Origin of the sequence: uncultured Aquimarina sp., from assembly GCF_947492115.1 — a bacterium.
Classification (GTDB): Bacteria; Bacteroidota; Bacteroidia; order Flavobacteriales; family Flavobacteriaceae; genus Aquimarina.
This window is the reverse complement of the sequence record NZ_CANLMM010000012.1, coordinates 20,065-42,764: the sequence shown is the minus strand read 5'-3', so window position 1 is coordinate 42,764 and position 22,700 is coordinate 20,065. Positions and strand designations below refer to the sequence as shown.

Annotated in this window: 7 protein-coding genes; 5 read left to right on the top strand and 2 right to left on the bottom strand. The window is 35.7% G+C overall.

Going from position 1 to position 22,700, the window contains the following annotated elements:
* Positions 1-149 precede the first annotated feature (149 nt).
* The 5 genes from Q1A73_RS22845 (at position 150) to Q1A73_RS22825 (ending at position 20,470) form a co-directional block, all read left to right on the top strand.
* Positions 150-12,668, top strand: coding sequence for a PKD-like domain-containing protein (locus Q1A73_RS22845; protein WP_299610633.1), 12,519 nt, complete (start codon positions 150-152; stop codon positions 12,666-12,668).
* A gap of 46 nt (positions 12,669-12,714) precedes the next feature.
* Complete coding sequence (locus Q1A73_RS22840) at positions 12,715-13,662, top strand: type IX secretion system membrane protein PorP/SprF (protein ID WP_299610630.1); 948 nt, start codon at positions 12,715-12,717, stop codon at positions 13,660-13,662.
* A gap of 16 nt (positions 13,663-13,678) precedes the next feature.
* On the top strand, positions 13,679-15,649 hold the full coding sequence (locus tag Q1A73_RS22835) for an OmpA family protein (RefSeq protein ID WP_299610626.1): 1,971 nt from the start codon (positions 13,679-13,681) through the stop codon (positions 15,647-15,649).
* A gap of 244 nt (positions 15,650-15,893) precedes the next feature.
* Positions 15,894-17,870: a tetratricopeptide repeat-containing sensor histidine kinase gene (locus tag Q1A73_RS22830; protein ID WP_299610623.1), complete on the top strand. Its 1,977-nt coding sequence runs from the start codon at positions 15,894-15,896 to the stop codon at positions 17,868-17,870.
* Positions 17,871-17,983: 113 nt separating this feature from the next.
* Positions 17,984-20,470, top strand: a complete 2,487-nt coding sequence (locus tag Q1A73_RS22825) for a zinc-dependent metalloprotease (protein ID WP_299610621.1) — start codon at positions 17,984-17,986, stop codon at positions 20,468-20,470.
* A 74-nt stretch (positions 20,471-20,544) separates the two neighbouring features.
* Here Q1A73_RS22825 and hemL read toward each other — a convergent pair whose 3' ends face one another.
* Both hemL and Q1A73_RS22815 read right to left on the bottom strand, forming a co-directional pair.
* The gene (gene hemL / locus Q1A73_RS22820; protein WP_299610619.1) at positions 20,545-21,831 is read right to left on the bottom strand and encodes a glutamate-1-semialdehyde 2,1-aminomutase; all 1,287 of its coding nucleotides are present in this window, start codon (positions 21,829-21,831) and stop codon (positions 20,545-20,547) included.
* A gap of 6 nt (positions 21,832-21,837) precedes the next feature.
* Entirely contained in the window at positions 21,838-22,683 is an 846-nt protein-coding gene (locus tag Q1A73_RS22815) for a glucosaminidase domain-containing protein (RefSeq protein ID WP_299610711.1), read from the bottom strand.
* Positions 22,684-22,700: the final 17 nt, after the last annotated feature.

Below are 22,700 nucleotides of genomic sequence, written 5' to 3'. Positions count from 1 at the left end.
GTATTTCATCGATAAAAACTAGATTTTCATATATAATTAAACTAGTAAAAACCTGGTCATTTTCTAATTTAGAAAATCATTGTCATAATAAGTACACCATGAGAAAAAATTACCTCTTCCTACTATTTTTGTTAATCAGTTGTATTCATATGACCGCCCAGCTGAGTAATGTCCACTATCTTCCTCCATTAAAACAAGGTGGTAATAATCAGGCAATACGACAACAAGCTTTTTATTTATCTACACCAGAAACAACGGCTTTTGATGTGAACGTTTTTCAAGGAACCAACACTACGGCAGTTGCTACATTAACTATATCCAATACTGCTCCAGGAAAATATGACGTTGCAGACGGAGATAATAACATCACTCTCGTAAATAACACAAATACAGGTGTAGTACTTAGTAATAGTGGTTTGCGATTTGAATCTGTTGGAGGAGAGAATTTTTATGTAAACTATAGAGGAAGATCCTCTGCGCAAGGTACTTCATTAACATCAAAAGGAAGGCAAGCTATAGGAACCTTATTCAAATGGGGTGGTAGACCGAATTATGGAAACGGACAAACGAGTCTCAACGCGACTTTAGGGATTATGGCTACAGAACCTGGTACTACTATTGTAAATATCTATGGGTACGGAACAGATTGCGAATTCCGATTACAAGGAGATAATGATGGTATTACAGATGACACCTTAACTATAACATTAACACAAGGACAAACCTATGTTTTAGAAGCTTGGCGAAATGCTACAATTGCAAACATAGATTGTTGGTTAGGTGCTACCATCCAATCTGATAAAAAAATTGCGATTTCTAATGGAAATTTAAATGGAGCTCCAAGAGTAGGAAGTAACAGTAGAGATGCTGTTATTGATCAACCTGTTCCTGAGAATGTTTTAGGAAGGGAATATGTTTTTATTAGAGGAAATGGTGTAAATGACATAGAAACACCTATCATTATTGGAACACAGAACGGTACTGATATTTTTGTTGGAGGTGTATACCAAACAACCATTAATACAGGAGAATACTATGTAATCGATGGGAGTAATTACGTTCCTGCATCAACAGGAGGAAACATGTATGTAACTACCACTAAAGAAGTATATGCTTACCAACATCTTTCTGGATCAAGCGGAATCCAAACAGGGGGATTAAACTTTATTGCTCCGGTAAACTGCTTATTACCAGATAACTTAAGTAATATCTCTAATATTAGAGATGTAGATGGCCTAAATTTTAATGGAGGGATTACCATTGTAGCAGCTTCTATTACTCCAAATGCAAATATCATAGTTACCGATGATACAGGTACTGTACCTCTTGCGAATGAACAGACCGTTACCGGAACAGGAGATTGGAAAACATTTTATATTCCTAATCTTACGGGAAATGTTTCCGTACAGTCCTCTGGTCCAATCGCCGTTGGGTTTTTAGGAGTTAATAGTAATGCTGGGATTGCAGGTTATTTTTCTGGATTTGATACAGTACCTGTAGTAGAACTTGATATAACTGGAGGAGGCTGTTTGCCTGGTTCGGATGTTTTCGAAATAACGGGAAATTTTGATGCCTATCAATGGTTTCAAAATGGAGTGGAAATCATGGGAGCTACTACGAGTGTATTTACTCCAACAGAACCTGGAGATTTTTTTGTTAGAGTAACACGTGGAACTTGTACCTATAACTCTGCTATTTTATCCGCTTATAATTGTATTCCGGAAATTGTAATTTCTAAGACAGTAGATAACTCTCCTGTCATTGAAGGGGATACTGTTACTTTTACTGTTACTGTTGAAAGTTTAGGACAAGATCCTGTAAGTAATCTGGTTATTAATGATATTTTACCTTCTGAATTAAGCTTTGGAACCGTAACTCCTAGTTTTGGTACTTGGTCAGAACCGAACTGGAATATTGGAGATATGTTTCCTGGAGAGGTTCACACCCTTACAATTGAAGCTACTGTAAATGAAGTTTCTGCAGATGTTACCGTAACAAATACCATCAATAATACTCAAACCGAAGTAGATACAAACGCCTTACCCGATGACCCTACTGAGGATGTTACTATTATTAACAATGAACTAGAAATCACTAAAACAGACAGAGCTGCTCCAGATGGCAGTTATGATACCGTTGGAGAAATAATCACCTATGATTTTACGGTAACCAACACAGGAAGTCAAATAATTCCGAGTGTTACGATCTCTGACCCTAATATTGATGCTGGTAGTCTATCTCCTGCTTCTGTCTCTAATTTAGGAATTGGAGCAACAGCAAATTTCACAGCAACTCATACGATTACACAAGCGGATATTGAAGCAGATCAAGTGGTGAATACTGCTACTGCTGAGGGAACCTTATCAAATGGTTTTGTCATCACAGACATCTCTGATGACCCTGATGACCCCACGACAATAACAAGCGACCCTACTATTACACCAATAGAGCAAATTGGTGCTTTGGTATTGGAGAAAATTGCACAACCTGCTCCTGATGGTTTATATGATACATTAGGAGAATTAATTACTTATGAATTCACGGTAACCAATACTGGAAATGTAAGTTTAGATAATGTAACGATTACTGATGTAAATATAGATGCGGGTAGTTTAAGTCCAACTTCAGTTGCAAACTTACCTGCTGGAGAATCTGCTGTTTTTACAGCTACTCATGAAATCGTTCAGTTGGATTTTGACAATGGAAACACGACAAACATGGCTACAGCTACCGGTACCGAACCAGTCGAAGGAACTGTGGTTAGTGATATGTCGGATGATCCAACCACATTAGCACCTAATGATGCTACTGTGGTTAGCATTCCGCAATTTGGTAGATTAGATGTCACTAAAGTGGATGATGCTCCAATAAATGGACCTTATAACACCATCGGACAAACTATTACCTATACTATTGTTGCTACCAGTGTGGGTAATGTTACATTAACTGATGTAAATGTAGTAGACCCAAATGCGGATACCATAACTCTAATTAGCACCACAGGAACTGATACAGGTACTGATGATGTTGTAGACAGCATGGCTCCAATGGAAACTGCAACCTTTGAGGCTACCCATGTAATTACGCAGGAAGATCTCGATGCAAATCAGGTAGTAAATACAGCAACGGTAGGGGCTCAGGATCCTGGATTAGGTAGTATTACTGATTTATCGGATGATCCTGACGATCCCACAACCTCAACGAATGATCCAACGATAGTGTCTTTAATATCGACTCCAGGGATTTCGGTTACGAAACAAGCCGATGACGATAGCAATGTTGCAGAAGGACAAACAATAACATATACTTATACGGTTTCAAATACAGGAAACGTAACTTTCGATGAAGTAAGCCTTTCTGATTTACATTCTGGAAGTGGTTCTCTGGGAACAATAACGCTTCAAAGTACAACCGGTACAGATGATGGAATAGATAATGACCTAGATGAACTGGGTCCAGGAACAAATGCAGTTTGGACTGCAACTTATATTATAACGGCAACGGACATTTCAAATCAAAGTGATATCACCAATACGGTTACTGCTAGCGCTACGCCAAGAACTGGTAGTATTGCAGATCCTACAGACTTTACCGCAACAGAAGTCGTAACAGTAAATCCTAAAGAAACTATTTGTGGCGGTCAAACCTTATCACATGATTTAACAATGGATGTAGATCCGAGTATCGTTTCTTTTAGTTGGTCTACAACAGATAATCCATTAATTTCTGGAGAAACAACTACCACTTCTACAGATTCTAGCATTACTGACACTTTAATAAATATTGGAACTACAGATCAAGAAGTAATATACACTATCACTGGATTTGATTCTGGAGGAACTCCTCAAGATACATATACATACACCGTTACTGTGCAGCGTGCTCCACAAGTTTTAGACACTACTAGAACTGTAGACATTTGTACTGGAGATTCATTGAATCAAAATTTAATAGGACACGTTGATAACTATAATGACAGTGTAAATTTTTCTTGGTCAGCTATAGATAATGCAAATATCACTGGAGAAACAACTGCTACTTCAACCGATGATAGAATACAAGATACTCTTGTAAACACTTCTTCGGTTCCTCAGGATGTAGTATATACAATTACCCCTTCGGATAATACTAGCGGATGTATTGGAACTATTTACACCATAACAGTAACTGTAGAGCCTCCATTAGTAGTTCCACCAAATGATTCTGCTACGGTAGAATGTCTTGCTGATGCCACACAACCTGCCGCTCCTGTAGTTACTGATAGTAGCGGTACACCAATTACTCCAGTGATTACTGAAAATACAGATCCTACTTGCGAAGGAGATAAAGTCTACACCTATACCTATACCGATTGTGCAGGAAACGATTCTGTATATACATTCACGTATACCATCGATGTAACAACACTTCCAGTTGTACCAGCCAATGGAACAGCAACAGTAGAATGTATTGCGGATGCTACGCAGCCTACTGCACCAACGGTAACAGATGTATGCGGAAACAATATTACTCCTGTAATTACTGAAAACACAGATCCTACTTGTGAAGGCGATAAAGTGTATACCTACACCTACACCGATTGTGCAGGAAATGATTCTGTATATACATTTACATATACCATCGATGTAACTACATTGCCTGTGGTACCAGTTAATGGAACAGCAACTGTAGAATGTTTAGCAGACGCTACACAACCTACTGCACCAATAGTAACAGATGTCTGCGGAAACAATATTACTCCTGTAATTACTGAAAATACAGATCCTGTTTGCGAAGGAGATAAAATATATACCTACACCTATACCGATTGTGCAGGAAATGATTCTGTATATACATTCACATATACCATCGATGTAACAACACTTCCGGTTGTACCAGCTAATGGAACAGCGACAGTAGAATGTATCGCTGATGCTACGCAGCCTACTGCACCAACGGTAACGGATGTATGTGGAAACAATATTACTCCTGTAATTACTGAAAATACAGATCCTGTTTGCGAAGGAGATAAAATATACACCTATACCTATACCGATTGTGCAGGAAATGATTCTGTATATACATTTACCTACACCATCGATGTAACGACACTTCCAGTTGTACCAGCCAATGGAACAGCGACAGTAGAATGTATTGCGGATGCTACCCAGCCTACTGCACCAATAGTAACAGATGTGTGCGGAAACAATATTACTCCTGTAATTACTGAAAACACAGATCCTACTTGTGAAGGCGATAAAGTGTATACCTACACCTACACCGATTGTGCAGGAAATGATTCTGTATATACATTTACCTACACCATCGATGTAACGACACTTCCAGTTGTACCAGCCAATGGAACAGCAACCGTAGAATGTATTGCGGATGCTACGCAGCCTAATGCACCAATAGTAACGGATGTATGTGGAAATGATATTACTCCTGTAATTACTGAAAATACAGATCCTGTTTGCGAAGGAGATAAAATATACACCTATACCTATACCGATTGTGCAGGAAATGATTCTGTATATACATTCACGTATACCATCGATGTAACGACACTTCCGGTTGTACCAGCCAATGGAACAGCAACAGTAGAATGTTTAGCAGACGCTACACAACCAACTGCACCAATAGTAACGGATGTCTGCGGAAACGATATTACTCCTGTAATTACTGAAAATACAGATCCTGTCTGCGAAGGAGATAAAGTATACACCTATACTTACACCGATTGTGCTGGAAACGATTCTATATACACATTTACCTACATCATAGATGTAACTACACTTCCGGTTGTACCAGCTAATGGAACAGCAACCGTAGAATGTATTGCGGATGCTACACAACCAACTGCACCAATAGTAACGGATGTCTGCGGAAACGATATTACTCCTGTAATTACTGAAAATACAGATCCTGTCTGCGAAGGAGATAAAGTATACACCTATACTTACACCGATTGTGCTGGAAACGATTCTATATACACATTTACCTACATCATAGATGTAACTACACTTCCGGTTGTACCAGCCAATGGAACAGCAACCGTAAATGATATTGCAGATGCGGTTCAGCCTACCGCTCCTCTAGTAACTGATGTCTGCGGAAATAATATTACTCCTATTATAACCGAAAATCCGGACCCTTTATGTGACGGTGAAAAAATATATACCTATTCCTATACCGATTGCGCAGGAAATACCTCTGTTTATACATTCACATATACAATTGATGTAACCGCTACTTTAGAAATTTCAGATACCTCTACAATAGTTTGTAGTGATACAAATATAAATTTTGATCTTACTACCTTAACTGGTCTTCCTGATGTTACTTTTGATTGGGTGATAACGCCAAATCCAAATATTAATGGAGCCAATAATGGTAGTGGAACTTCTATTACCGATAGTATTGAAAATATCTCTGGCAGTAACCAAGATGTTATATATACAATAACTCCCTTTAATAGTGATGGTTGTAATGGAAACACTTTTACTATAACCATAACGGTGTTACCAGAACCTTTTAATAATACTCCACCATCTGATATTACCTGCAGTAGCACTTCGATAAATCATGATTTAACTGGAGATGTGAACTTGATGAATACTACTTTTAGTTGGGTAGCAAATGATAATCCTAATGTAGTGGGAGAAACTACAACACCTTCAAATTCTAATTCTATTGCAGATGTACTTATTAATACTTCAGGGATAGTTCAAACGGTAATTTATACTATTACCCCCACAAGCGAAGATGGTTGTGCAGGTAACTCATACAACTATACCGTAACTGTAAATCCAGAGGCTGAAATGGTAATTACAAAATCTTTTTTACCTGCTGCAGATGGAAGCTACGATACCCTTGGAGAAATCATTGAATACGAAATCGTCATTAATAATATAAATGATGTTGAAATAAACAATGTAGAGATAAGTGATATGAATGCCGATGCAGGAAGTATAACTCCTTCTAACATAACTACAATTCCTGCAATGAGCTCTATTACAGTAAATGCCTCGCATACAATTACCCAAAGTGACTTAGATGCTGGACAAGTTGTAAATAGTGCTACTGCTACAGCTATTGACCCTTGTGGAAACATCGTGAACGATGTATCTGATGATCCTTCAACAGGAGCACCAAATGACAATACAATTACTCCTATACTTCAAAATCCTTCTATTTCTTTAGAAAAGATAGCAACTTTTAATGATGAAAATGGTGATGGATTTCCACAAGAAAGCGAAACCATAACCTATAATTTTACAGTCATCAATACGGGTAATGTAACATTGATCAATATTACTGTTTCTGATCCCGTGATTACAGTTAACAGAGGACCTATTGCTTTAGCACCAGGAATTTCGGACAGTACTACTTTTACAGGCACATATACCTTGACTCAAGGAGATATAGATTCGGGAAGCTTTAGTAATTCTGCCACTGTATCGTCAGAAGCTCCGGATGGAAGTATCATTTCTGACACCTCTGATGACCCTAACAATCCTACTAACGATGACATTAATGGTGATGGAGAACCTGATGATGCTACAATTACAACATTACTTTCTAATCCTGAATTAACTCTAAGTAAAACTGGTGTTTTTATTGATAGCAATAATGATGGTTTGGCACAGGTAGGAGAAACGATTGAATATACTTTCGATATTTCTAATACTGGAAATGTTTCAATTTTTGGAATTACCATTTCTGATCCTTTGGTTACTATTAATGGAGGTCCCATTAATCTATCACCAGGACAAACAAATAGTACTGCATTTACAGCTATTTACACTTTAACCCAAGATGATATTAATACAGGAAGTGTGACAAACTCTGCTATTGCTTCTGGTACTGATCCAAATGGAGGATTGATTGAAGACGTTTCTGATGATCCAACAACAACTCAGGATAATGATGACACTATTACAACCTTATCCAGAGATCCTCAGTTAACATTATTAAAAACAGCAAACTTTAATGACGAAAATGGAGATGGTTTTCCACAAATTGGTGAAACCATAAACTATATTTTTGATATTAGAAATACTGGAAACGTAACGATATCCAACATTACAATTTCTGATCCAATAGTTACAGTAAATGGAGGCCCCATTAATCTTGATCCCAACCAGTCTGATAACACTTCCTTTACCGCAGTTTATACAATCACACTGGCAGATTTGAATAACGGAAGTATAACGAATTCTGCCACAGTAAACGGTCAAGGTCCAGATGGAAGTACCATTACCGACATCAGTGATGACCCTAATAATCCAGATAATAATGATATAAATGGTGACGGTGATCCAGATGACAGCACGATTACCACATTAGATGCTAATCCTCAGATAAGCATTTCAAAAACTGGTATATTTCAAGATGAAAATGGAGATGGATTAACACAAGTTGGAGAGACTATATTATATGCATTTGATATCATTAATATCGGTAATGTAACCGTATCGAACATCGGTGTAACCGATCCATTGGTAACAGTTACAGGAACCCTGATTGATCTGGATCCTGGACAAAATGATAACACTACATTTACCGCTACATATAGTATTACTCAAGACGATATTGATGCTGGAGTAATTCAAAACAGTGCGATTGCTAGTGGTCAAGATCCAAATGGAAACATTATATCTGACACTTCGGACGATCCTAATAATACAGATAACAATGATACAAACGGAGATGGCGAGCCAGATGATATTACAAACACTACTATCCCAACGCAAGGAGAACTTAGTCTTATCAAAACTGAATTACCTGCTTCAGATGGTAGTTACGACACCGTTGGAGAACAAATCATCTATGAGTTAACTATAACCAATACTGGAAATGTTACTTTAACCAATATTTCGGTCACTGATGCAAACGCAGATCCAGAAAGTATTTCACCGGCAACGATTACCAGTTTATCTCCTGGGCAGAGTACAATAGTAAATGCTATTCATACAATTACACAGGATGAAATAGATAGCGGTATTGTAAATAACTCAGCTTCGGTAGAAGCAATAGATCCTTCTGGCAATCTAATTACAGATATTTCAGATGACCCAGATAATCCTACTGATACAGATCTCGATGGAGACGGAGATCCAGATGATATTACAGAAACAATAATAACACAAAACCCTTCTATTTCTTTTGAAAAAATTGGCAGCTTTAATGATCAAAATGGAGATGGTATCCCACAACAAGGAGAAACGATAACCTACAATTTTAACATTACAAATACTGGAAATGTATCCTTAAGTGATATCACCATTTCGGATCCTTTAGTTACCGTTAACGGCGGTCCAATCTCCTTAGTTCCTGGACAAGTTGATACAAATTCATTCTTTGCAGTATACACGATAACACAATCAGATATTGATAATGGAAGTATTACTAATTCTGCTATTATTACTGCAAATGACACAAACGGAAACCCGATTTCGGATATATCTGATGACCCAAATGACACAACTAATAATGATACAAATAATGATGGTGAACCAGATGACACTACAGTCACAACTCTAACAAATAATCCTGAGCTTACAATATTTAAAACAGGTGTCTTTATTGATGCTAATAATGATGGATTAGCGCAGGCAGGAGAAACCATTGAGTATATTTTCGATGTCACGAATTCAGGAAACACAACGATCACCGATATTACTATTACTGATCCGCTAATTCCTGTTACTGGAGGACCTATTGACTTGGTTCCTGGACAAACAGATAACAGCACCTTTACTGCGACGTATATATTATCACAATCAGATGTAAATACAGGAGAAGTTATAAATACTGCAACAGGTTCTGGTACTGATCCTAGTGGAGGATCTGTAAGTGATACTTCTGATGACCCAACGACTACAGATGATAATGACCCAACAGTTACCACTTTAGCAAGAGATCCAGAGCTTTCGCTATTCAAAACTGCTAATTTTAATGATGAAAATGGTGATGGAATTCCACAAAGCGGTGAGACTATTTCTTATACATTTGATGTAAGAAATACAGGAAATGTAACCATTACTAACATTACTATAACCGATCCAATTGTTCCAGTAACAGGAGGTCCAATTACGTTAAATCCAGCGCAAATTGACAATACAAGTTTTACAGCATTATATACAATTCTGCAATCTGATATTGACTCGGAAAATATTACTAATAGTGCTTTGGTAACAGGCGAAGATGATGATGGTGGAATCATAACTGATGTAAGCGATTTCTCCGATGATCCTGACAACCCAAATAATGAAGATTTAGATGGAGATGGAGATCCTGATGACCCAACAGTAACTGATTTAGTTGGAGATCCAGAATTAACCTTATTAAAAATCGGAACCTTTAATGACACAAATAATGATGGATTTGCCCAAGTTGGAGAAACCATTTCGTATACTTTTGAAGTAATCAACTCAGGAAATACCACTATTACCGATATAGAAATCACAGATCCATTAGTAAATGTAACAGGTGGACCAATTGATTTGATTCCAGGAGAAACGGATGCTACTACTTTCTCTGCCACATATGTAATTACACAATTTGATGTAGACACTGGAAGTATTACAAACTCTGCAGTTGTTTCTGGTCAAGATCCTAATGGAATCACTATTACAGATAATTCCGATGATCCTACAAATACAACAGATCAAGATGACAATAATGACGGAAACCCAGATGATGATACAGTAACAACGTTTTCTTCCCAAAGTGGTATTTCTATAAGTAAAGCATCTCTTCCAGCAACGGATGGAACTTATGATTCTATTGGAGAACAAATTACTTATTCTATTGTGATAACGAATACTGGAAATACAACCCTTACAAGTATTAATATCACTGATAACAATGCAGATATTGGAAGTATTACTCCTCAAAATATTACTATCTTACTTCCGGGAGAAACGATAACAGCTTCTGCAATACATACTATTACCCAAGCTGATCTAGACAACGGTATTGTATCTAATACGGCTATTGTTGAAGCTACAGATCCTTCAGGAAATATAATATCTGATATTTCCGACGATCCAAACAATCCAACTAATACAGATGCAGATGGAGATGGTGATCCAGATGATATTACGAATACTGATGTAAACCAAACTCCATCTATTAGTCTTACAAAAGCAGCAGATAATGCTCCAGACGGATTGTGGGACACAGTAGGTGAAGTTATTACATACACATTGCAAGTAACTAATACAGGGAATGTAACCTTAAGTAATATTAATATTTCTGACGCTAATGCCGATGTAGGTAGTATAATACCTGCTGATATATCTAGTTTATTGCCTGGTGAAACAGTAACAGTCATAGCTGCCCATACGATAACCCAACAAGATTTAGATACGGGATCAGTTACTAATACAGCTACGGTTACAGCCGAAGATACCAACGGAGGAATAATTACGGATGACTCGGATGATCCTAATAATCCAACAGATAATGACACCAATGGTGATGGAGACCCTGATGACGCCACAGTAACATCCACACCACAGTTAGGAACAATTGATATATTAAAAACAGTTGATAACATTACCTATACTGAAATCGGTGATATCCTTAACTATACTATCACAATAACCAATACAGGAAATGTTACTTTATTAAATGTAAATGTGATCGATCCTAATGCCATCTTAAACGATCCTACGTCGATACCCACACTAGGCCCTGGTGATATGTTTATGATAACAGGAACACATGTAATTACAGAACAAGATATCATTAATGGTTTTGTAGAGAATACGGCTTTTGCCAATGCTACTATTCCTAATTCCTCAATTACAATAACAGAAGATTCTGACGATCCTGATAATAGTACTAATACGGATATTGATAATGACGGAGACCCAGATGATCCTACCATTAGCTACTTAGATACAGACGGAGATGGTATCCCGAATGTATTCGACCTAGATGATGATAATGATGGTATTACAGATATAGAAGAGCAAAATGGAGATCCTTTCCTAGATACAGATGGCGATGGTATCATTGATAGCTTAGATCTTGATGCCGATGGAGATGGGATTTACGATTATATTGAAGCAGGGCACGATGGTATCGATAGTGATGGAGACGGAACAATCGATGGACCATTTGGAGATGATGGTATACCTGATCAAGTACAAGATGATCCTGATAATGGAACTGTAGATTATGACCCTCAGGATTCTGATGGTGATGGAATTGATGACTTCCAAGATATTGATGATGATAATGATGGAATACTAACAGAAGATGAAAATCCAGATCCTAATGGTGATATGGTACCAGATGACGCTTTTGATTCTGATGGTGATGGAATTCCAGATTATTTAGAACCCAACAACTCCGATCCTACGGCAGAGGACGATATAGAAGTATTTAATGGGGTTACACCTAATGGAGACGGAAATAATGATGTATTTATCATTCGCAATATTGAAAAATTCCCTGATAATGAATTAAAAATATTTAATCGATGGGGAGTATTGGTCTATGAAGCGATTGGTTATGGTCAAAATCAAGAATTTTTCCGAGGAGAATCTAATGGTAGGGTAACTATAAGTCAAGAACGTCAACTCCCTGTTGGTACATACTTCTATGTGTTAGTCTACAAAAATGCTATGGGAATATCCAAGACCCGAACTGGTTATTTATATATCAATCGATAGTTAACCCATCTAAATGATGAAAACTCTTTTTAGCAATAATCAGTTTATGAGTAGATCATACATATTAGGTATTCTAGTTTTTTTAATCTTTATACAAGATATAAAAGGTCAACAAGATGCACAGTATACACAATATATGTATAACACCATCAGCATCAATCCTGCATATGCAGGATCTAGAAATACTATTAGTATTGCCGGATTATACAGAGATCAATGGGTAGGTATTAATGGAGCTCCAGTAACGCAAACTCTAAATATTCACTCACCTATTGGACGAGCCGAAAAAGTAGGTCTAGGATTATCAATAGTAAATGATAAAATTGGTCCTACCCAGGAAACGTATATCTACATAGACCTTTCTTACACCATAAGCACCTCTGAACAAGGAAAGTTAGCTTTTGGTGTAAAGGCTGGAGGGCATTTACTTGATGTTAATTTTGATCGATTAAACCAGTATTCAACTTCGGATATTCTTTTGGACACCAATATTGATAATAAATTCTCTCCTAATGTTGGAATAGGTGCTTATTATTATACTCCAAAATTTTATTTTGGAATCTCAGCTCCTAATCTACTGCAAACAAAACATTTTAATGAATCTTCTAATGATAATACTGCTTCTTCTTTTTTAGCCTCAGAAAGAATCAACTATTACATGATGCTAGGATATGTATTTGAAATCAATGATTATCTAAAACTAAAACCCGCAATATTGGGAAAAGTTGTTGCTGGATCGCCGTTGCAAATAGATGCTTCTGCGAACTTCTTATTTTATGACAAGCTTACACTAGGAGTAGCTTACCGATGGAGCGCAGCACTTAGTGGTTTAGTAGGGTTTCAGATTACAAACAACCTGATGTTAGGTTTTGCTTATGATTGGGAAACTACTGCGCTAGGTAACACAGAATTTAATTCAGGTTCTTATGAATTTTTCTTACGCTATGAAATTTTTAAGAAAAAGGAACGTGTATTATATCCTAGATTCTTTTAACCAAAAACAAACAAAAATGATGATATATAGAATTCTTTACAGTATTGGTTTCCTTATACTCATCCCCTCATTTTTGTTTTCTCAAAATTCGGATTTCAAAAAAGCTAATAAACGGTTTAATGATTTTGAATTTATAGAGGCTATTGATTCGTACAAAAAAATTATAAATCAAGGAAAAGGATCAATTGAAGTATATCAAAAACTCGGAGATGCTTATTATTATAATTCAGACCTAGAAAATGCAGGAAAATGGTATCAAAAAATGTTCGAATATAGAACAGAACAATTAAATGATAGTATCATTGTAGAAGAACTGCAACCAGAATACTACTATAAAGCGGCTCATTGTTACGAACATTTAGAAAAATATGATGAAGCAAAGAGACTAATAACTCTTGCCAAAGAGAGTAATGCAAACGACTCAAGAAGCAAAAGATTAGAAGAAAACCAAGATTATTTAGAAGATATCGAAAAGCAATCTGGCAGATACGAAATCAGTGATTTTGAAAACAACTCTGCATTTACAGATTTCGCTCCTTCCTTTTATCAAAACGAGCTTGTTTTTTCGTCTTCCAGAGGAAAAAGAAAAAATATATCAAGCCGAAATTCATGGAATCAACAAGCATATTTAGGATTATTTCAAAGCATAAAGGATGATTCCATCGGCGTATCCTTTTCTAGAGAATTTGCAAAAGAATTGAGTTCACGTCTTCATGAATCTACCTCATCATTCTCAAAAGATGGTAATGTTATATATTTTACACGTAATAATATTTTCAAGGGTACTTCAAGGAAAGATTCATTAGGAGTTAATCGACTCAAAATATTTAAAGCTTTTAAAACTGCAAAACAAAAATGGTCACAACCCGAAGAACTTCCTTTTAATAATGATCAATACTCTGTTGCGCATCCTACACTTAATTCAGATGGAACAAAATTGTATTTCGCCTCTGATATGCCTGGAGGTTATGGCGAGTCAGATCTTTATGTAGTTGACATTAATAATGATGGAAGTTACGGAGAACCAAAAAATCTGGGACCAGAAATTAATACAGAAGGTCGAGACACCTTTCCTTTTATTACTACATCTGGGATGCTATATTTCGCATCAGACGGGCATCTTGGACTTGGTGGATTAGACATTTTTGTAACAAATACAACTGCATCTGAAAAAAAGGTTTATAACATAGGTAAACCTGTAAATAGTAATTACGATGATGTTACTTTTATCATCAATGAAGATACTAAAGAAGGATACTTCGCTTCAAATCGTAAAGGTGGACGTGGAGATGATGATATTTATTGTATTACTCAGAACAGCCCATTAGTTACGGATTGTATCGGATATATTAGTGGCTTGGTAAAAGATCAAAACTCTAAAGAGATTTTAGTCGAAACAGAAATAGAGGTTCTTAATCAAGATAAAGAAACGATATTTACTGGTAAAACAAATGAGGAAGGATTTTTCTATGTACCCTTAGATTGCAATAATAAAAGTTTTGAGTTCCTACTAACAAAAACAAAATACAAACCTCTAAATATTAGTATAGATACTAATAATGATAATCCAATAGCAAATAAAGATTTCTTTTTGGAAAAAGACACACCAAAAACTGGTGTAGATCTAGGAAAAATACTTTCGCTCAAACCGATTTATTTCGCTTCTAACAAAGCTTTGATTCTCAATAGTACTGCAGAAGAACTGGATAAAATTGTCTCTTATCTGAAGGAGTTTCCTTCATTAAAAATTGAAATCCGATCACACACTGATAGTAAAGGAAGTGATCTATACAACCTAAAATTATCAGCAAAACTAGCTACTGCCACAGCCAAGTATATCATCGCTAAAGGTATCAATCCCAATCGAGTAAAAAGCAAAGGATATGGAGAACTGCAATTAAAAAACCATTGTAAAAATGGTATTCCTTGTAGTAAGGAAAGGCATCAGCAAAATAGAAGAAGTGAATTTATAGTAATTGAAAACTAATCTACACCATACCATAAAGTTCCCTTCGCCTTACAGGTAATCAGCAATTAGACATTAAAAGTTAGATTGTTTGTAATCCATATATGAAGTTGAATTATACCTAAAAACGTCATAACTCTTTCGAAAATCCATAAAAACAATATATTATGTAAGAATAATACTACTATATTTGTTTTTTAAATTGATTTTTGTGTATTTTGTAGATGTAAATTGTTTTTTAATCTATTTCCCCAAAATAAAACATATGAAAAAAGCGATTTTTACATGGATCTTATGCGTCCTATTCAGTTCATTTAGTTTTTCTCAGAAAAAATCACTGGATAGTATCATACCTTTCATAAAAACGGAAAAAGACTCTGTATTATTTGATACAGCCATGAAATATTTTGAAAATATGTGGAGAGCGGAAGAGTTCGACATGGCTTTATCATACGAATCTAAATTATTATCTATTTCAAATACTATAAAGTATAATAAAGGTATTGGTAATGTATACCAACATATCGGAAACGTTCATAATTTAACTCAGCAACATATAAAAGCTTTTTACAATTATGACCAAGCTGCCACATACTTTAAAAAAGCTAATCACCAACGAGGTTTGGCAATTATTAATAATAATAAATCTACTATTGAACAAGGAAGAGGTAATTCCGAAAAAGCAATACATCATATACTAGAAGCAAACTTATACTTCGAGCGTATGAAAGATAGTTTAGTCTTATCCAGTACATATAACAATCTTGCCAATATTTACTCCGATATTGATAATTATGAACTTGCCGAAGAATATTATCAAAAATCGATAGCCTTAAAGAAAAAATTCAGACCAAATAAGGTAGGGTCAGCATTAAACAATTTAGCACTGATCTATATCGACCTTGGTAAAATCGATGAAGCAGAAAAACTGATTAACGAAGCCTTAAAAATTAGCAAGAAAAATAATCGAACTTTAGACAAAGCAATGGCGTATACCCGACTAGCTAATCTTTACAAAGCAAATAAAGAATATGAAAAATCAAAAAAATATTACGATTCTTCATATTGCAATGCTGTACAAGCACAAAACTTTAGAGTGGCTGCAAACATCAAACAACAGTTAGGCGAGATTGCGATCAAACTAAAAAATTATAATGAAGCAGAAGTTCTCTTAGATGAAGCTAGAACAGAACTAGTAAGACTAGATATTCCACCATTGCTTTTGACCAATTATAGACATTCTGCTACTTTAGACTCAGCGAGAAATAATTTTGCATCTGCCTTTATTTGGCAAAAAAAATACCAGCAAATTGCAGATCAAATATCCAGAAATGAATCCACCGAAAAAATCTCTAAAGCAGAGATTCGTTTCAAATCCGAATTAGAACAACTAAAACTTCTTGAAGAAAAAGAAAAACAGGAATTAAAAACACAAGGAGCATTATTTAAATATAGAATATTTACATTCATAAGCATAGGAATGTTTGTCATAGGTGCAATATTTTTATTCTTTATTATCAAAACCAGAAGAGAAAGAAAAAGATATATTGCTGAATTAAACGAATCTAACCAAGTAAAAAACAAGCTCTTTTCTATCATTTCTCATGATCTAAAAAATGAAATACACGGACTTGATGGCACCTTAAATCTTTTAAAAGAAAATGCCATTTCTAAAGAGGAGTTTGAAGAAATTGTTCCGCTACTTTCTAATAGAACGCATCAGACTTCTATAATGCTTAATAATTTATTGAATTGGTCCAAATCCCAAATGAATGAATTAAATGCAAAACCTACCGAGTTTAATATTAAAGACGTTATCCAGAATAAATTTAGCTTTTTCGAACCCAAAGCAGCACGTAAGAACATCCAACTTAACAATAAATTAGACGCTACTTTGGTATATGCGGACAAGGATATGTTTTCTATTGTGTCACAAAATTTATTAGCAAACGCTATTAAATTTTGTAAATCCGGAGATTCTATAACCTTGCTATCTAATGAAAAGGAGGAGCACTATGAAATTTATTTTCAAGATACTGGAGTAGGAATTCCGGAGGAAAACCTTCATAAACTATTCTCTGAAGACACTTTTACTACAAAAGGTACGCAACAAGAAGCAGGTACAGGTTTAGGATTAAAAATTTGCAAAGAACTTGTAGAATTAAATAAAGGTGAAATTAAAGTAAAAAGTATTTTAGGTGAGGGTAGCACATTTTGCATCACATTACCAAAAGCATCATAAGATTTTATAAAAAGATTAAGATACAAAAGCCCTTGCTCTCTAAGGTTTTAACGTTCTTTTCACTTACAACGCATTGTTATTTCTTTATCTTCGGCCGATAAAAAAAATTACACATGCTCAAAAATACGCTTTATTTGCTGCTGGCGTGTACCATTACACTATCCAGTTGCTCATCTTTACAAAGTAAAAAAACAAAGAAACCAGCAGCAACAGCTGCTAAAAAACCGGGAAAAGATAAAAATGCTATTAAACCTTATAAAGAGGTTATTACAAAAAAGGCAAAAAGTGATCCTGGACTTTTTACTGTTCACAATATTGAAGACAAATATTTTTACGAAATACCAGATTCTCTATTTAATAGAGAAATGTTAATGGTAACCAGAATTGCTAAAACTGCAACCGGTATCGGTTTTGGTGGAGGAAAACAAAATACGCAAGTCCTTAGATGGCAAAGAAAAAACAAAAAAGTATTACTGCGCGTAGTATCACACCAAATATATGCTGCGGATTCTTTACCTATTCATGAAGCAGTAGAAAATTCTAACTTTGAGCCTATCTTATTTTCATTTCCTATCAAAGCATTCCATAAGGATTCTGTAAATAATGCTACAGTGATCGATGTAACAGATATGTTTACGAAGGATGTAAAAGCGATTGGTTTTCCTGCATCAAGAAGAAAAAGGTATAAGATAACAAGGTTAGACCAGAGTCTTTCCTATATAGACTCTATAAGAAGTTACCCTCTTAATATCGAAACCAGACACGTAAAAACATACATGGCTGGAGATCCACCATCAAACGCTAGCACTGGAACCATCTCATTAGAAATGAGTAATTCCATGATCCTATTACCAGAAACACCAATGAAAAGAAGGATATTTGATCAACGTGTTGGATGGTTTGCAAGAGGACAAACAGATTACGGATTAGAAGCGCAAGAAAGTAAGACTATTAGATATCTAGATAGATGGAGATTAGAAGTAAAAGAAGAAGATATTGAAAAGTTCAAAAGAGGCGAACTAGTAGTTCCTAAAAAACAAATTGTCTATTATATTGATCGTGCTACGCCTAAAAAATGGAGGAAGTATATAAAACAAGGTATAGAAGATTGGCAGGTAGCTTTTGAAGAAGCTGGTTTTAAAGAAGCGATTATCGCTAAAGACCCACCTTCGAAAGAAGAAGATCCGGATTGGAGTCCTGAGGATGTAAGATATTCTGTAGTACGTTACCTCGCATCTCCTATTCCAAATGCAAACGGACCTCATGTTAGTGATCCAAGATCAGGAGAAATTCTAGAAAGTGATATTAATTGGTATCATAATGTAATGACACTGCTTCGTAACTGGTTTTTTGTACAAACCGCAGCCATTAATCCCGAAGCAAGAGGAGTAGCTTTTAAAGACGAAATCATGGGTAGATTAATACGATTCGTATCTGCTCACGAAGTAGGACATACATTAGGATTACCTCATAATATGGGTAGTAGTGTTGCCTATCCTGTAGAATCGCTTCGTGATCCTGCATTTACGAAAAAATATGGTACAGCTCCTTCTATTATGGATTATGCACGTTTTAATTACATCGCGCAACCTGGAGATGGTGATGTAGCGCTAATGCCAGAAATTGGAATTTATGACAAGCATGCGATTAGATGGGGATATCGACCTATTCTGGATACAACAGAAGAGGAAGAAAAGAAGACTTTAGACAGCTGGATATTAGCACATCAGAATGATCCTAAATATCGTTTTGGAAGACAACAATTTGGTGTTATAGATCCAAGCTCACAAACAGAAGATCTTGGAGATGATGCTGTAAATGCCAGTACTTATGGAATTGCGAATCTAAAAAGAATTATTCCTAATCTAATAGAATGGACTGCTGAGGATGGTAAAAATTATAATGATTTAGAGACAATGTATGGTCAAGTACTTGGACAGTTTAATAGATATATGGGACATGTTTCTTCTAATATCGGAGGTGTATATGAATATTTTAAAACATACGATCAAGAAGGTGCTGTGTATACTCATGTAACTAAAGAGAATCAGAAACGTGCTATGAAATTTTTACAAGAACAATTGTTTAGCACGCCAAATTGGTTATTAGACACCAATATCTTTAACAAAATAGAATCTGCAGGAAGTGTGGAACGTATCAGAAACTTTCAGACCAGAACTCTGAATAATCTTTTGGATTATGGAAGAATGGCCAGATTAATTGAAAATGAAGCATTAAATACAAATGCATATACTTTAATTGATTTAATGACCGAATTAAGAGCTGGTTTATGGAGTGAACTAAGAAATGGATCAAAAATAGATGTCTACCGTCGTAACTTGCAAAGAGCTTATATAGAGCGTTTAGAGTTTTTGATGACAAAAGAACAAACACCAATACCTGCTAATTTCAGACGTTTCGTGAGACGAACCAATGTTGATGTTTCACAAAGTGATATCAGACCTATTGTTCGTGCAGAATTAAAAAACTTACAGAGAGACATTAGAAATGCAGTTGGAAGAACATCTGATAGAATGACACGTTATCATTTGCAGGATGCAATAGAAAGAATTTCGTTGATATTAGATCCAATAAAATAATCGTAATCAAAGAATTTAGATTCTAAAATTATGATATCAAAAAAGCCAATCTTTTAGAGATTGGCTTTTTTAGTTTACAAACTTTCTGCCGTTATCCTTGCAGCGTTTATTGTTTCATCTAAATCTTCATAGCTAAGTGCGTCTGTAATGAACCAGGTTTCAAATGCACTTGGGGCGATATAAATCCCTTGATCTAGCATCCCATGAAAAAACTTCTTAAAAGTATCATTATTTCCAGCTGCCGCACTTTCGAAATTAACCACAGGTTTTTCAGAAAAATGAACAGAAATCATAGAACCTAATCTATTAATAGTATGTACTATATTTTTCTCGGTTAAAACCTTTCCAATTCCGTCATGTAAGTATTCGGTTTTCTTAGTTAAACTATCAAATACTTCAGATTTTTCATTTAGCTCTGTTAACATTGCTAATCCTGCTGCCATTGCCAAAGGATTACCACTTAAAGTTCCTGCCTGGTATACGGGACCTAAAGGAGCAAGATGATTCATGATTTCTTCTCTTGCCGCAAAGGCTCCTACTGGCAAACCTCCGCCAATAACTTTTCCAAAAGTTACGATATCCGCATCTACTCCTAGCAATTCCTGTACACCACCTTTAGCTAATCTAAAACCGGTCATTACTTCATCAAATATTAGCAGTATATTATGTGTATCACAAAGTGATCTTAAACCTTCTAAAAAACCTTTTACTGGAGGGATACACCCCATATTTCCAGCTACAGGTTCAATAATAATACAGGCTATCTCATCCTTATTAGAATTGATAATTTCTTCTACATTCTCTAGATCATTATACCTTGCTAACAAGGTGTCTTTTGCTGTTCCTGCGGTTACACCAGGACTATTAGGACTTCCAAAAGTAACAGCTCCACTACCAGCCTGAATCAAAAATGAATCACTATGACCATGATAACATCCTGCAAATTTGATGATTTTGTCCTTTTTTGTAAATCCTCTTGCCAATCTTACAGCACTCATACAAGCCTCTGTACCAGAATTTACGAATCGTATTTTATCAATATTAGGCACCATAGATACCGCTAGCTCGGCAATCTTAGTTTCAATTTCTGTAGGCATACCAAAACTAGTTCCCTTTTTGGCTTTTTCAACCACTGCATCAACCACAGGTGGATATGCATGACCAAGTATCATTGGCCCCCATGAATTGATGTAATCGATTAAACGATTTCCATCTTCATCATATAAATAAGCACCTTTTGCTTCTTTCACAAAGATTGGATCACCTCCTACTGCTTTAAATGCACGAACAGGAGAATTAACTCCTCCAGGAATTACTTTCTGAGCCTCTTTAAACAGAGCACTACTTCTTTTATAAATCATAGTACGTTAAAATTCGTCAGCATCGTCCTCTGGCTTTTCTACTTTAAGTACTTGTCCAATGGCGATTGCGTTATCTTTTAAATTATTGTAAGCTTTTAGTTCTGCTACTTTTAGATTATATCTTCTGGAGATAGAATAAAGAGTATCGCCTTTCTGCACGATATACTCACCATTTTTGATCTTTGGAGCTTTCCTTTTCTCCACTTTTTTAGGCTCTACAGCTACGTAAGAAGTCCCTAACACCTCAGCATCATAGTCATACAATTTATAGCGTTCAATAATACTAATTAGTTTCACAGGGTATTTCTTATCCGTGGCGTATCCCGCAGCTCTTAAACCATAAGCCCAAGACTTATAATCACTTTGCTTATAGGTAAAAAGCTTGGAATATCGCTTTCTATTTTTAAGAAATAAAGAATGATCTCTAAATGATTCGCTTGCTTTTTCGTACTTCCTAAAACATTCTTGGGAGCGATCATCATCATGGTATACTCTATCACCTGTCCAATCATGACATTTAATTCCGAAGTGATTTTTGGCTTTACTTGTCAATTCTCCATAACCAGCTCCCGATTCTAAAATACCTTGTGCTAGTGTAATACTCGCAGGGATTCCATATTGCACCATCTCATGTTTAGCAATACTAGCATATTCGAAAATATAATTCTGAACTTTTTCTTTATAAGAAACCTTAGCGAGAGGTTTTTTAGCAACTTCTTTTGGCTTTTCTACCGATGTTACCTCTCTACTAACCTGCGTTTTTCTAGACGAAACAGTTTTAGTTTTTGTTGTAGTTCTTGTTGTTTTCTTACTACCTCCACATGAAATTAAGAGTGCAGTCACACAGCACATCATTATTATTTTCCTCA

Excerpts from the sequence above, each read along its gene's own strand:
- Q1A73_RS22845 (WP_299610633.1), top strand. The coding sequence starts at position 150 with ATGACCGCCCAGCTGAGTAATGTCCACTATCTTCCTCCATTAAAACAA.
- Q1A73_RS22840 (WP_299610630.1), top strand. The coding sequence starts at position 12,715 with ATGAGTAGATCATACATATTAGGTATTCTAGTTTTTTTAATCTTTATA.
- Q1A73_RS22835 (WP_299610626.1), top strand. The coding sequence starts at position 13,679 with ATGATGATATATAGAATTCTTTACAGTATTGGTTTCCTTATACTCATC.
- Q1A73_RS22830 (WP_299610623.1), top strand. The coding sequence starts at position 15,894 with ATGAAAAAAGCGATTTTTACATGGATCTTATGCGTCCTATTCAGTTCA.
- Q1A73_RS22825 (WP_299610621.1), top strand. The coding sequence starts at position 17,984 with ATGCTCAAAAATACGCTTTATTTGCTGCTGGCGTGTACCATTACACTA.
- hemL (WP_299610619.1), bottom strand. The coding sequence starts at position 21,831 with ATGATTTATAAAAGAAGTAGTGCTCTGTTTAAAGAGGCTCAGAAAGTA.
- Q1A73_RS22815 (WP_299610711.1), bottom strand. The coding sequence starts at position 22,683 with ATGTGCTGTGTGACTGCACTCTTAATTTCATGTGGAGGTAGTAAGAAA.